At 44.1% G+C, this 13,407-nt stretch carries 12 protein-coding genes; 4 read left to right on the top strand and 8 right to left on the bottom strand.

What is annotated here, in order from left to right; all coding sequences use genetic code 11:
• Positions 1–16: 16 nt before the first annotated feature.
• Positions 17–775 (top strand): DUF547 domain-containing protein, encoded by a 759-nt coding sequence (locus O3Q51_08910; GenBank protein ID MCZ4408926.1) that lies wholly within the window; start codon positions 17–19, stop codon positions 773–775.
• Between the two features lies 1 nt (position 776).
• On the opposite strand, the gene O3Q51_08905 is transcribed toward O3Q51_08910, so the two are convergent.
• The 3 genes from O3Q51_08905 to O3Q51_08895 form a co-directional block, all read right to left on the bottom strand.
• Entirely contained in the window at positions 777–1,850 is a 1,074-nt protein-coding gene (locus tag O3Q51_08905) for a BamA/TamA family outer membrane protein (protein ID MCZ4408925.1), read from the bottom strand.
• 31 nt (positions 1,851–1,881) lie between these two features.
• Complete coding sequence (locus O3Q51_08900) at positions 1,882–2,265, bottom strand: DUF779 domain-containing protein (protein ID MCZ4408924.1); 384 nt, start codon at positions 2,263–2,265, stop codon at positions 1,882–1,884.
• Between the two features lie 100 nt (positions 2,266–2,365).
• Positions 2,366–3,898, bottom strand: a complete 1,533-nt coding sequence (locus O3Q51_08895) for an aldehyde dehydrogenase (GenBank protein MCZ4408923.1) — start codon at positions 3,896–3,898, stop codon at positions 2,366–2,368.
• A gap of 156 nt (positions 3,899–4,054) precedes the next feature.
• Here O3Q51_08895 and O3Q51_08890 point away from each other — a divergent pair, with 156 nt between their 5' ends.
• Positions 4,055–4,981 carry an AraC family transcriptional regulator gene (locus tag O3Q51_08890; protein ID MCZ4408922.1) on the top strand — a complete coding sequence of 309 codons (927 nt, stop codon included), beginning with the start codon at positions 4,055–4,057 and terminating at the stop codon, positions 4,979–4,981.
• Between the two features lie 17 nt (positions 4,982–4,998).
• On the opposite strand, the gene O3Q51_08885 is transcribed toward O3Q51_08890, so the two are convergent.
• The 4 genes from O3Q51_08885 to O3Q51_08870 all read right to left on the bottom strand — a co-directional run bounded on the left by O3Q51_08885 (position 4,999) and on the right by O3Q51_08870 (position 10,005).
• Positions 4,999–5,841 (bottom strand): hypothetical protein, encoded by an 843-nt coding sequence (locus O3Q51_08885; protein ID MCZ4408921.1) that lies wholly within the window; start codon positions 5,839–5,841, stop codon positions 4,999–5,001.
• A 1-nt stretch (position 5,842) separates the two neighbouring features.
• A complete protein-coding gene (locus O3Q51_08880; protein ID MCZ4408920.1) occupies positions 5,843–6,769 on the bottom strand; it encodes an Ig-like domain-containing protein in 927 nt (308 codons plus the stop codon).
• A 512-nt stretch (positions 6,770–7,281) separates the two neighbouring features.
• On the bottom strand, positions 7,282–8,613 hold the full coding sequence (locus tag O3Q51_08875; GenBank protein MCZ4408919.1) for an FAD-dependent oxidoreductase: 1,332 nt from the start codon (positions 8,611–8,613) through the stop codon (positions 7,282–7,284).
• Positions 8,614–10,005 (bottom strand): ATP-binding protein, encoded by a 1,392-nt coding sequence (locus O3Q51_08870; GenBank protein MCZ4408918.1) that lies wholly within the window; start codon positions 10,003–10,005, stop codon positions 8,614–8,616.
• Positions 10,006–10,407: 402 nt separating this feature from the next.
• Here O3Q51_08870 and O3Q51_08865 point away from each other — a divergent pair, with 402 nt between their 5' ends.
• Together O3Q51_08865 and O3Q51_08860 are read left to right on the top strand one after the other, a co-directional pair.
• Positions 10,408–11,025: a hypothetical protein gene (locus tag O3Q51_08865; GenBank protein ID MCZ4408917.1), complete on the top strand. Its 618-nt coding sequence runs from the start codon at positions 10,408–10,410 to the stop codon at positions 11,023–11,025.
• 83 nt (positions 11,026–11,108) lie between these two features.
• The gene (locus O3Q51_08860) at positions 11,109–11,768 is read left to right on the top strand and encodes a hypothetical protein (protein MCZ4408916.1); all 660 of its coding nucleotides are present in this window, start codon (positions 11,109–11,111) and stop codon (positions 11,766–11,768) included.
• Positions 11,769–11,918: 150 nt separating this feature from the next.
• On the opposite strand, the gene O3Q51_08855 is transcribed toward O3Q51_08860, so the two are convergent.
• Entirely contained in the window at positions 11,919–13,379 is a 1,461-nt protein-coding gene (locus O3Q51_08855; protein ID MCZ4408915.1) for a T9SS type A sorting domain-containing protein, read from the bottom strand.
• Positions 13,380–13,407 lie beyond the last annotated feature (28 nt).

The raw sequence follows: 13,407 nt of genomic DNA, 5'->3' as shown, positions 1-13,407 counted from the left end.
TTAACACTTCAGATTTATGACTCGCTTGTTTTCTTTTCTTTTCGCCATACTGTTGGTTACCGCTTGCTCAGGCATTGGTGATGTAAAATCAGATTCTCAACCCGTAAGCCATGACACCTGGGACATGCTTCTCAAAAAACATGTAGACGAAACTGGGATGGTCAATTACAAAGGCATGATTGGCGATAGCTTAGAGCTGAATAAATACTTGGACTTATTGAGTAAAAATCACCCCAACAAGGAAAATTGGAGTGAAGACGAACGCTTGGCGTATTGGATCAACGCCTATAACGCCTTTACCGTGAGGTTGATCATTCGAAATTATCCAGTAGAATCGATCAAAGACATCGCAGGTGGAATACCGTTTATTAATACCCCTTGGGACATTAAGTTCATTCAGATTGAAGGCGAGACTTACGACCTGAATAACTTGGAACATGGCATTATCCGGAAGGAGTTTTCCGAACCCCGAATTCACTTTGCTCTAGTCTGCGCAGCCATAAGTTGCCCTCGATTGCGAAATGAAGCTTTCACTCCCGAAAAGTTAGATGCTCAGCTTGAAGAAGAAGCGGTATACTTCTTTAATAACCCCAAGAAAAACAAGATTACTACCGATCAGCTGGAGCTCTCGAAACTGATGGATTGGTATTGGGGCGACTTCAAAGACATTGCCGCTAATCGAGTGGAGTACGTGAATCGTTATAGTAAAGTGAGAGCGAAACCAAGCGCAGATGTTGATTTCTTGGATTATAGCTGGGAGTTGAACGAGCAGTAGACTAGAATGACTCTCCGATGGTGAGATAAAAATTCGGTTCCTCCCCCAATCCCATGTCAAGCCTTATGTTGATTCGGTCTTCAGGGTCGATAGAAAAGCGCAAGCCTGCTCCGTACGTGTATTTCAAATTATTTAGCGCGAGCTCACCATATTCGGGAGCTACTGCACCCGTGGCGGCAAAGGCAACCGCACCGATGCGCCAAAATAGCTTCCGTCGGTATTCAGCTTGAACCACAGCCGAGTTATCATCGCGGTAGCGGCCTTCGTAAAAGCCGCGCATCAACCGAGTACCACCTAATAACGCTTGTGAAATAAATGGCGCATCGCCATGAATCGATTCCGAGAAAAAGCGCGTAGCGAGATGATCCTTTGGACTGAGCTCGAAAAACTTCCTAAGATCCAATCGAAGTCGAGTGTAATCAAAATCGCTGCCGATATAACCGCCGTGTCGATCGACGGTGAACTCAGCGTACCAGCCTTTGTAGGACTCAAAATAATTGTCGCGGTTGTCAAAATTGAACAACACGCCCAAACCTGTATTCAAGCCTCCCGTGTTTCCAGAGATGGTTTGATTTGCCAATTGGCCTTCGGGATCTAAATCGGTAATGGTAAAATCATCCAAAATAAAGCGTCCCCCAACGTAGAAGTCCTTGTAGACTTCCTTCATAGCGCTCAGACGAATACGCGGGTACTCTACTCCATAAATTTCATCAAAGTCTTGTGGTTGATCGTTGCCTATTCCAAAAAAGAAGTAATTGTAGCGGTACCAACCCAGTTCCCCGAAAACCGAGTATTCTTCATCCTTCCACCAGAGCTGAAAAGGTAGATAGGCCAATATTTGATCTTCCAGCGTGTAAGCACCGCCCAACTGAAATTGTGAAGGTCGAGATTCGGCTGATTCATCCTTAAATCTCCAGGACGTAAAAGCAAAGGCACCAAATCCCCAGCGGGTTTCGGGAGTGAAGAAAATAACGGGAAGCGGGACGAAGGTTACAGAGCTTGAGTCAGGTTTCTGACCGAATACATCATTGGCCAAAAGGCCTAAAAAGACAAAGAGGATAACCCTTCTGATCACCCTCCCAAACTATTGAAAAAATCAGAACAAATCACATGGTCCCATCACCTTTTAGTGTCGGCTCTAAGTCTTTTTGTTCTTCTTCATTAAAAAGACGGCTCTTGATCAGAAACCTTTTCCCGTAAGGAATATCCAAGCTGAAGCTTGAGCCTCGACCCTCTGTACAATCTAAGGTGAGATGGGTGTGTTTCCAATACTCGAATTGGGAAGCACTCATAAAAAACTCACATCCGTATACTTCGCCCAGGCGAACGTCGGAAGGACCCGTTTTGAATTCTCCTTTGGCAAAACACATGGGCGTCGAACCATCGCAACAACCGCCGCTTTGGTGAAACATAAGCTCACCGTGATCGGCTTTGATTTGATCGATCAAGGCTTTGGCATCGTTGGTAATGTCTATTCTTTGGTATGGCATGGATTCACTTTTTTTGTCAGAGAGTAAAATACAAACTTCCCGATTCGCGCATGACGGATCGGGAAGTTTTGTCAACTATATGGTCACCTTTAGACGTGGTCTAAAAGAAACCCAGCTTGTTCTTGTCGTAAGAAATAAGCATGTTCTTGTTTTGACGGTAGTGGTTGAGCATCATCAAGTGATTTTCTCTACCAAAGCCCGATTGCTTGTAACCACCAAACGGCGCATGCGCGGGATAGTTGTGGTAGCAATTTACCCATACTCTACCAGCCTGAATGGCGCGTGGTACTTGATACAATTCGTGTGCATCGCGACTCCAAACACCGGCTCCTAGACCGTAAAGCGTGTCGTTGGCGATTTCGATGGCTTCTTCGGTGTCTTTAAAAGTCGTCACGGAAGTTACGGGCCCAAAAATCTCCTCTTGGAATACCCGCATCTTGTTATGGCCTCTCATAATCGTAGGCTTGATGTAATATCCTGTTTCCAGACCGCTGTTCAGATTGGCTGAAGTTCCTCCGGTAAGAATCTCCGCACCTTCCTGCTTACCAATGTCCATGTAGTTCATCACTTTGTCGAACTGGTCTTTTGAGGCCTGTGCTCCCATCATGGTTGTCGTATCCAGCGGATTGCCCATCTTGATGGCTTCGGTGCGCTGGATCACTCGATCCATGAACTTGTCGTAAATGCTTTCATGAACGAGCATTCGGCTCGGACAGGTACATACCTCTCCCTGATTGAGGGCAAAAAGTACCGCACCTTCGATGCACTTGTCGAAAAAGGCGTCGTCGGCTTCCATGATAGACGGAAAGAATACGTTTGGTGACTTCCCTCCAAGCTCCATGGTCACGGGATTGAGGTTCTCTGAAGCATACTGCATGATAAGTCGACCCGTAGTTGTTTCACCCGTGAAGGCTACTTTCTGAATGCGCGGAGATTGGGCCAAAGGCTTTCCAGCTTCAGGTCCAAAACCGTTCACTACGTTGAGCACTCCCTCGGGAATAAGATCGCCGATGAGTTCCATGAGCACCATTATCGAAGCGGGCGTTTGCTCTGCCGGCTTAACGATAGTGCAGCAACCGGCAGCCAGTGCAGGTGCTATTTTCCAAGTGGCCATAAGCAATGGGAAATTCCATGGAATGATTTGTCCAACTACCCCGAGAGGTTCATTGATGTTCATGGAAACCGTTAATTCATCGTGTTCCGAAACCGAACCTTCGTCAGCACGGATGACACCCGCAAAATAACGGAAGTGATCGACCACTAAGGCGAGGTCGGCATTGATGGTTTCACGAACGGCCTTTCCGTTGTCTACAGTTTCTACCCGAGCTAAATACTCCAGGTTTTCTTCAATTCTGTCGGCTACTTTCAATAATACATTGCTGCGAAAAGTGGCGCTGGACTTACCCCAAGTCTTGAATGCTTTGTGGGCGGCGTCGATGGCCATTTCAATGTCAGCTGCTTTTCCCCGTGCTACTTTCGTAAAGGGTTTTCCGTCGATGGGAGAAATTGCATCGAAGTATTCTCCTCCTGCGGGCTCTACAAATCTTCCTCCGATGTAATTGCCGTACTTCTCTTTAAATTCAGGCCGAGCCAGTACGGTGCTGCTCGGTGCTTCTGCTGTTTGTGTTGACATTACATTAATTTATTAGTTCGACTGCAATGTCAGGGATAACACTCCTTGCCCTTTTGACGTTAGTCGCAACGACTAGCACAATAGTCTCATACTCCCAAAAAATTTCAAATGGTGGCTCATATGTGTATATTTAACACCGTATTATTTTCGTGAGAAATGCTTGACCGATTTAACTTAAAAGAGAAACACAAGATTTTCAGTAGCCCGACTACTGAGGTGGAGCATCGCACATCGCACAATGCAGACCATGCTGTTCTCAATGTGTTTGAGACAAGAAAAATCACACATAGCTTCGATTTAAAATTCGACAACCCAGTAGTGGTGAGCATGATCCAAGGAAAGAAAGTAATGCACCTGAAGGAAAAAGATCCTTTTGAATTTACACCCGGAGAGACAATCGTCATGCCCGCCTCGGAATTGATGTATATCGATTTCCCTGAGGCAAAACAAGATGATCCCACCCAGTGTATGGCCCTGGAAATCAGTCATGGGTTTGTGCACAGCACCATGGCTTGGCTCAATGAGTATTTCCCGAAGGTAGATAAGGGGACATGGAATTGGACTGACGACAACTTTCTATTGATGAACAATCTTCAAGTTCAAGATGGATTGAACCGACTGATACGAGTAATGGTGCAGGATAATTTCGGAAAGCAAATGATGGCTTCGAATACCACTAGGGAACTTATAGCTGCTCTTATGCAGACCAATGCGCGTCATTTCCTTTTGGAAAACCTGAAAGAGCTCTCGACTCGAAATCGGCTTGCAGGGGTAATTCAATTTATCCGTCAGAATATCTCCTCCAAACTAACGATCGAACAATTGGCCGATAAGGCATGTCTCTCCCGAGCGCAATTCTTTCGAAAATTTCAACGTGAAATGGGTGAGACGCCAGTGCAATTTGTAAATCGTGAAAGGCTGAGATTGGCCAAGAGGCATATGCTCCAAAATCGTCGTACAGTAACGCAGGCCTGCTTCGAAAGTGGTTTTCAAAGCTTAAATTATTTCTCTCGAACGTTTAAGAAGTATGAAGGAATGTCGCCAAACGCTTGGAGAGCGTCTAAGCTGCCGATCACATCATAAACCTAATCGAGTCTCTTCTAAAACTTCTTGTAAATCCCTACCCCATAGTTAGGCGAAGCGAGAATATTCTTTCCGGCAAAAGCACCTGCAGCGGAAAGCGAAAATCCTATCTCATTTTTCATTTCGTAGGCAAGCTCCAGCGATGGACTGACAAATTCAGTATTGTTTGAGAAAATCGTTCCTCCTTGAGATGGATCCGCATCGCCATTGAAAAAAGACTGCACCACATCCACTTTAGCGATAGCTAGAAAACTGGTCCAAAATTTAGAACCGATTTCGGCACCCAAACGGTACTCGTCAGAGAAATCATTGGTACGGTTGTTCAATCCCGCATAGACTGAAATCCATGCATTCTTTGAGATAGGACGACTCAAATCAAAGCGGATCATCTGATTGAATTCGCCATCTCCACTTTGAAGAATGCCAGTCTCACCACCTGATACTTCACCTGTGGGCAGTCCAAAGAGAACGCGCACCGAAGCCACCCAAGTGTCTGATTTGTAAAACCCATATTGTAGCGACAAATCAATATCTCCGATAGAATTCAATTCATCGCCGGGGATTTCCATTCCCGACTGATTAAAACGTGTTTTGTTGAGTGTATTGCGAGTGAAGAAAGGCACATAAGCTATAGCCGTCAGTTTGTCAGTCAGACCGTATTCTCCGTATATAGAAGTGGCATAGTAGCCGATGGTAGTAATGTCGATAATTTCTCCATCAGGATTGAAGAGTTGATCGCTGTAGATGGCATTCTGGCTTACTTTCACAAAGCCTTTTCCTTTGACGTACGTCCAGCCACCGCCCGCCACGACAGATGCAGAAGTACAACCCAGAAATAGAAGTAAGAATAGCTTTTTCATTTTAATTGAGTTGGGCATAGCCGAAGGTGATGGTTGCAGGTTTACACAGGACAATGACGTAATTGAAATCATCGATAGTCACAGTAGGATCAATTGACGAAACATTGAAAAGGTAGGCTCCTCCTGAACTGACCTCTTGTATTTCCAGTCCTTCATTTCGAGTGACGCTACCCGAGGTAGAATTACTCAAATAGATAAATGTTCCTAAAGCAAAGTCGGTATCAAAGTTGTCTTCAAGTCTGAGCATCAAATCTCCATTATCAGCCAAAAACAATTCAGTAGATCCTTCAGCGTCGTATCCATTGGCTCCGCTAAAAGTTCCTGTTCTGCTAGTTTGACCGACTTGGATTCCGAGAGTATTGCTTTGCACACCTTCGACTGTAGCGATGATACGGCCAAATCCGTTGGCAACTCCTGTGGCAACTCCGTTTTGATTGACTGAAAGGATTTCCTGGTCCAGAGCGGTGTACTCAATTTCCAGTCCTTCAATCGGATCACCGAGAACGTTGAGCACTTGCACCGAAAGAGTGACTTCCTGCCCTATGCTGATTTGATTCCCGACCGGAGACGAAACGGATACCTGAGCAACATCTTGTTCATCTTCAACCACAGTTACCAGCAGCGGAAGACTAGTAGTGCTTCCGACGGAACAAGTCAGATTTGCTTGCCCACTTCCTTCTCCTGTTACCAATCCGGCCATATCAACTGTTGCCACAGACTCATTCGATGAACTCCAAATAAGCTGTATATCTTCTTCAATTCCATATCGATTGTAAAAAGTGGCATTGGCTTGAGCAGAATTTCCAATCAAAAGAGAAATCTGTTCTTGATCCAATACAATCGATTCGCCGACAATGGGGTCATCAACTTCATCAGTACCAATGCATCCAGCCAGCACTAGGAGTAATAAAAAGGGATATTTTCTCATGTTGATAGAATTGAAAATCAGGTTTGAGCCGTTCAAAAGAAGCATGGAAGACAAGTTCCCCATCGCTTCTGATCAACAAGAATACAAGTATGTCGAATGGGATCACCCCCTGATAGTTCCCAAGTGTCGGCAAGAAGACAGGTTTCAGATATCACAGAACAGTGTCAGATGTCAGCTAACTAAACTTCCGCTAGATATTTATGCGTAAAAGATACCGCCATAGCCCCTTCTCCTACTGCTGAAGCGACTCGATTCATCGCACCAGAGCGTGCATCACCTGCTGCAAAGACTCCTGGTACTGATGTCTCCAAGGAAAATGGATCACGTTTTAACGGCCAACCCTTCTTGAAGTCGGGATGATTCAAAAGATCACGACCGGTTAAGACAAAACCTTTTGGATCTTTTAGTATTGAGGAAGGAAGCCACTCCGTGTAAGGCTTGGCGCCAATGAAGATAAAGAGTGCTCCGGCATCTACTTCATAGGAATTGTCTTTTTGATTGTCCTTTATTTCCTATTTTTGCAGGCGGTCATCACCCGTGGCCTTTACCACTTCTCGGAAAGGCTCTACCGTGATATTGTCGATTGAGTCAATCTGATCGATTAAATAGCTGGACATGGTATCATGCAGATTATCCCGCCGAAGTAAGATGTGAACATGCTTGGCATAATTGCTCAAATAAACGGCTCCTTGTCCAGCTGAGTTTCCACCACCGACCACGAAAACGTCTTTGTTCTTGCAGGAGGTAGCCTCAGTAGTCGCGGCACCGTAATAAACACCCGCACCCGTAAAATCCTGAAGTCCTGTAGACTCGAGCATTCTATAAGATACCCCCGTGGTTATGATCACCGCATGGGTGTGTAAATGAGTTCCATCGGCCATAGTTAAGCATTTGTAGCCCGAATTGAATTCTATAGAATCTACCGCCTGTGGAACTAAAAAGTCAATTCCGAATCGGGTAGCTTGCGAAATAGCTCTGCGACTCAAATCTGCTCCACTTAAGCCATTTGGAAATCCGAGGTAATTCTCAATTCGAGAACTTGTACCCGCCTGTCCGCCCGGAGCTCGTTTTTCAATCAATGCGGTATTCAACCCTTCGCTACCTCCGTAGACACCTGCCGCGAGTCCCGCAGGCCCCGCTCCGATAATGGCCACGTCGTACATCTCAGACTGAGCAGTAGGCTGCAGCCCAAGCTTCTTGGCAATTGGACTAAGGTCATCTCCAAGAATGACCTCGCCATCTTCAAAAATCACCGCGGGCAAGGTCTTGTGATCGATGCCGTGAAGCATCATCGTTTCCGCGGCAGCGGGGTCGTTTTCGACATCCAACCATTTGTAGGGAAATAAATTTCCCGAAAGGAAATCCTTAACGCTATGCGACTTGGGAGAATATTGATAGCCCAACAAACGAAGACCACCGACGGTCGCACTGTTGTTTGCCTTCCATTCTTCCAACTGATCCGTAATGACCGGATAGAGTTTTTCTTCGGGAGGGTCCCATGGTTTCATCAGGTAGTAGTCGAGCTGAACTTCGTTAATCGCCTTTATGGCCGCGTCGGTATCGCTGTAGGCAGTTAATAAAACTCGCCTAGCTCCGGGGAAAATCTCGGCGGCTTTTTCCAAATAGTCGACTCCGGGCATTTCGGGCATGCGTTGATCGCTGAGAAAAAGAGCCACTTCATCTCCTTTCTTTTTTAAATCGAGTAAAGAGTCGAGTGCTTCATTGGCACTGTCCGTGCTAATGATGCGGTACTCTTTGCGGTATTGCTTTTTCAAATCTCTCGAAACAGCCCTCAAGACCTGAGGGTCGTCATCCACTACTATAATCAAGGGTTGCTTTGCCATCTATATCGCTTCTACTGCAGGTAAGGTTATGGTAAATTCGGTGTGCCCGGGTTTTGATTTTAAATCAATTCGGCCACTATGCCGAGCCACAATTTTATTGACAATGTCCAAGCCCAACCCTGTTCCTTTACCGACAGATTTTGTGGTAAAGAATGGATCAAAGATTTGGCTTTGAATTTCTTCAGGGATCCCCGAACCGGTATCGGAAATTTTAATACAAACATTGGGTTCAACCCAATCGGTTTGAATACGCAGGGTACCACCTCCCTCCATGGCATCGAGCGCATTGTCGATGATATTGGTCCAAACTTGATTCAATTCTCCCGGCATTCCCGAAAGGTGAGGAATACCGTCGCAATAGGCTTCTTCTATTTCTATTTGCGCATTCTTCGCCTTGTGACGCAACATCGTAATAGTGCTCTTTAAGCCAGAGTTGATGTCAACATCCTGCCTGTCTTGGCTCCGATCCATGTGACTGTACTCTTTGATACTTCCAATCAAGGTCGATATGCGCTCAGCAGACGTATGAATCTCTTCCACCATTCGTTCGGTGCTCAAGTTATTGACGACCCAATGAATGACTGTGTGAAAATCACCTTCCCCGGTGAGTTCATGAAGGCTTTCAATATCATCGCCGCTCAGGCCATAATCCACGCATTCTTCTGAAAGCTCAAAAGGATCGTCTATGCCATACTCTTCCAAAAGATCTGAAACTTCATCTTCTCGATCATTTCTTTCCATCAGGGTCAATGATGGGCGTTCATGATCTAGAATAGAAAAAAGCCAATCATTCACTTTATCAACCTTGTCAGGATCGAGGTTTGACTTCATCACCTGCTTAAATCCATCGGGCAATAGCTTGAGATGCTTGGACAATTCCTCTGAGCTACGCACCATGGCACTGGCAGGGTTATTCAGTTCATGGGCAAGCCCTGCCGAGAGCTTTCCCAAAGAAATCAGCTTTTCATCTTGCATACGCAACTTGGTAAAACTCCGAATACGCGAAGCCATATGATGAACCAAGGCTTCGGCGAGCGGTTCATGGTTCACAATCATTTCGCGAAAGTGTTTTCTATCCATGGCAAAAATCTCAGCATCTTCACGGCATTCTGCAGCACCTTGCGCATGGGTCATTCGACTGTATGGCAACACGCCTGAAATATCGTATTGCGTCATCATTGCAACTTCTCGCTGTTCGCCATTCTGAGTAAGGATCAATCGGAAACGGCCACTTAAGATGTAAAGAAGTTCGTCTGCAGAATCTCCTGCCTTGAAAATAAAGTCGCCTTTCTTGTAGCTTCTTACCTCTCCATGATCGACCATGAATTGCAGATGCTTATCGGCTATATCCTGCAGCGACTCGTTCTTTCGAAATTCTTGGATCAGATTCATTTTCCAAATTTAGGCAATAGAACAATCCACCTGCGGCGATGGGTTAAAAAGAAGAAGCAGTAGCTTGTATGGACACAAAAACAACGCTCACCTGTCGGAACTGCCGACGGTATGGCACTGTTGTAAAACCTGTTAACCAAACAAAACGGACAAAAGTGTAGAATCCATTTACACGTATATTTATACGTATAATCCGATTCTACGGCTATGACAGGCAATGGCACCTGCCATGTCGCGTTGAGCCTCACATTCGTTATACTTGTAGGTAGAATTTACAATAGAGCTGAGACCTTCCAGTACAACTAAACTTCAGGTAAGGCCATAAGCTGAATAAGCGCAACTAAGCGGAGCGTTCTCACCGAAGGTAATTGCGCTTATACTATTGTTAGCGAGCATAAGAATATGACTAGAATTTTGACAATACTTTTACTTGCTTTTAGTCTAGCATGTCTCGGGCAGTCTTGCGACACTTATGACGGGGTAGCCGTTAATTGTATTGATTCGGTTGGGTTGAAACAGGGATTATGGATTTATAAAAAAAACAGATTAACTTCTAGCTCATACGCTGACTTGGGAAGTGACGCAGGATGTCGGTATAATGCACATTATTCCCCAATCGCCGAAATTCGTGGCTACTTTAAGGATGATATGAGAATAGGACAATGGGAATATCTTTACGGCGGCCATACCCTATCCCTGGATCGTGTAGAAAATTATTATAACAACGGCGACATTAAAGCAGAGTATTGGGATTATGCGACTACAAAAAGTGGTAGATTAGTTGATCATTATTATTTAACGTTTAATAATGATTCGAGTAAGATCAGGGGGAAGTTTTATCATGAATTCGATAGTCTGACATTATCACTAGAGCATGATGTCTGTGAGATTGACTTTTCGAACAATGACAGCTTAATGACCTTTAGAAACTGTGATCTTGATAAATTCGAATACGAAATTCTAAGACTTTTAATTGGAGTGTATGATAGAGATATAAAAATAAAAAAAGATGCACGCTAACATTATATAAGAATGCATAGCTTCCTATCGTCAGCTACGACATCTTACTCTGAGCGTTAGCGCACATGCAAAAAACGACAGACATGGAATTGAAAATAGACTCAGAAGACTTAGAACACATGCTTCTTAAAATCGAAGATTCGTTCGACATTAGATTTGAGACTAATGAATTAGCCCATGTTAGAACTTATGGAGAATTCTGTGACGCGATAAAAGACAAAATCAGTCTCGACCATTCTGAAGATTGCACCACTCAACAAGCTTTTTATAAACTAAGGGAAGCATTAACAAAATCGACAGAAACTGAAAAAAAGGAAATCACCCCGACTACAGAACTTGCGGAAATATTTCCGAGGAAGACTAGAAAAAATCAGGTAAAAACCCTTGAAATGAATTTGGGATTTAAGCTGTCAATATTGCGACCACCTCATTTTGTTACAGGGTTTTTAGCGATTTTGTTATTAGCTTCATTTATCGTGCTTTTCATTGATTGGCCATATGGACTTATTGGACTTGGGCTCGCAATAGGTGGCATTTGGATTTCAAATAAACTCGGTAACGAACTTAATGTCAAAACTGTTAGGGAGTTATCCGAAAAAATGACAAGAGAGAACTACGTGAAATCCAGAAGAAACTCTCAGACAATTAATAAGAATGAGCTTGATAAAATACTTGAAAATTGGTTTGTAGACTTCTTAGGGGTTCGAAAGTCTGAACTGACTAGAGAAGCGCAACTATTTTGAATTAAAATGAAAAAACACGATGCGGCAACAACGGGTATAGTACATTCCCTCCGGGATCCGCACCCTACAGTTGGCGTTGCGCTCAATCAACCCTTCCTACAGCAACCAAAATGTGAAAAGAAGGCATCAATTCATGAGGTAGGGCAGACATCACTCAATAAGTAATTTTTGAGTTTGGACACTATTCTCAGTTAGTACTTGAACCAGGTAGGTTCCGCTCACCACAGCATCCACGTTAAATTTCACCACCGATCGCTCAGGGCGGACAGTCATAACCAAGCGACCGGAAAGATCCAGTAGTCTGACTTCTACTATGTCCGTGGCACGAAGTTCTATTATCACATTGCTCGAAGCAGGGTTCGGATAAATGCTGAAAACATTAACGTGACTCTCTGAATCGAGAGATAAGGGAGCACCTGAACAAGCGTTGTTACAATCCAGCGAAAAGGATACGCCAGGATCCACGTTAATCCAGTTGAAAGTGCTCCAATCCACGTCATCCACTTCTATGCACGATAACCCCGGATTATTATTTGCATTAAATCCGCCTGTCTGTATGGTACTGCTAGAGCCCGTACTTGCGTTTAAGCAAGTGAGATTATTGTTTTGACACTTAATATTGAACAATTGTGAATTGTTGCTCAAGTTCAACTCACCTATTTGGTTGTCGTGACACCTGATTTGATTGAGCAATAAATTGTTGGAAACATCGAGCGCAGTCAAGTTATTGAACTCACAAGCCAGCGCTTCCAATTGAAGGTTATTGATTAGATCTAAGCTCGTAATGTTGTTGTTGTAGCAAGAAAGTGCCTTCAGATTAGGGTTGGAAGAAGAGTTGATACTCGTCAGCTGATTGAACCAGCAAAAGAGGCCTTCGAGTTCGGTAAGAGCAGAGATATCTAAAGAAGTGAGCTGATTCTGGTAACACGAAAGAATGACGATGTTCGTGTTTTGAGACAGGTCTATGGAAGTAACGGAATTGCCCCAAAAATCGAGGCTTCTCAATTCAGTATTATTCGTGACATCAAGAGAAGATAAGTCACATTGAGCTACGTTTAAGGTATCTATGTTGCTATTAGAACTCACATCTATTAATCCGAGATTATTCCCTTGGAGATCGACGTGATTTAAGTTCACATTTTGAGAAAGCGAAATGCCCGATAGATCATTATAGCCTGCCCTGATTAATTGCAAGTTTTGACATGGGGCGATATCCAAAGAAGTTAAATCATTGTAAGAAATATTGATTCTCTCCAGTAATGGATTTCCTGAAAGGTCAATGCCCGTCAATGAATTGGCGTTGCAGACCAATTGAGTCAATGAGCCATTTTGAGTGAGGTTTAAAGACGTTAGATTGTTGGCACCACAGTCGAGATACATGAGGGCCGCAAAATCTTCGATACCGGTAAGATCACTGATTTGCTCGTTGAATACTATTAAAGAGGTTACATCAGAAATGTTGGAAGTAGGTACTGTTCCATCAGGTATACCTACATCGTATCCCAAATCAATCAACTTTTGTTCAAAGTTGGAATCCGGAATGGAAGTAGTTTGGGCTTTTGAATAGCCGACAATACAAATGGAAGTAAGTAGGATTAGAATTTTTTTCATAGTGTGTATCAATTAGCGACGCCAACAA

The organism is Cryomorphaceae bacterium 1068 (assembly GCA_027214385.1).
Taxonomy (GTDB): domain Bacteria; phylum Bacteroidota; class Bacteroidia; order Flavobacteriales_D; family Cryomorphaceae; genus JAKVAV01.
This window is presented reverse-complemented; position numbering and strand designations above follow the sequence as displayed.

Bases quoted from the DNA above. Each gene is read 5' to 3' on its own strand.
- O3Q51_08910 (MCZ4408926.1), top strand. From the start codon at position 17: ATGACTCGCTTGTTTTCTTTTCTTTTCGCCATACTGTTGGTTACCGCT.
- O3Q51_08900 (MCZ4408924.1), bottom strand. From the start codon at position 2,265: ATGCCATACCAAAGAATAGACATTACCAACGATGCCAAAGCCTTGATC.
- O3Q51_08895 (MCZ4408923.1), bottom strand. From the start codon at position 3,898: ATGTCAACACAAACAGCAGAAGCACCGAGCAGCACCGTACTGGCTCGG.
- O3Q51_08890 (MCZ4408922.1), top strand. From the start codon at position 4,055: ATGCTTGACCGATTTAACTTAAAAGAGAAACACAAGATTTTCAGTAGC.
- O3Q51_08885 (MCZ4408921.1), bottom strand. From the start codon at position 5,841: ATGAAAAAGCTATTCTTACTTCTATTTCTGGGTTGTACTTCTGCATCT.
- O3Q51_08880 (MCZ4408920.1), bottom strand. From the start codon at position 6,769: ATGAGAAAATATCCCTTTTTATTACTCCTAGTGCTGGCTGGATGCATT.
- O3Q51_08875 (MCZ4408919.1), bottom strand. From the start codon at position 8,613: ATGGCAAAGCAACCCTTGATTATAGTAGTGGATGACGACCCTCAGGTC.
- O3Q51_08870 (MCZ4408918.1), bottom strand. From the start codon at position 10,005: ATGAATCTGATCCAAGAATTTCGAAAGAACGAGTCGCTGCAGGATATA.
- O3Q51_08865 (MCZ4408917.1), top strand. From the start codon at position 10,408: ATGACTAGAATTTTGACAATACTTTTACTTGCTTTTAGTCTAGCATGT.
- O3Q51_08860 (MCZ4408916.1), top strand. From the start codon at position 11,109: ATGGAATTGAAAATAGACTCAGAAGACTTAGAACACATGCTTCTTAAA.
- O3Q51_08855 (MCZ4408915.1), bottom strand. From the start codon at position 13,379: ATGAAAAAAATTCTAATCCTACTTACTTCCATTTGTATTGTCGGCTAT.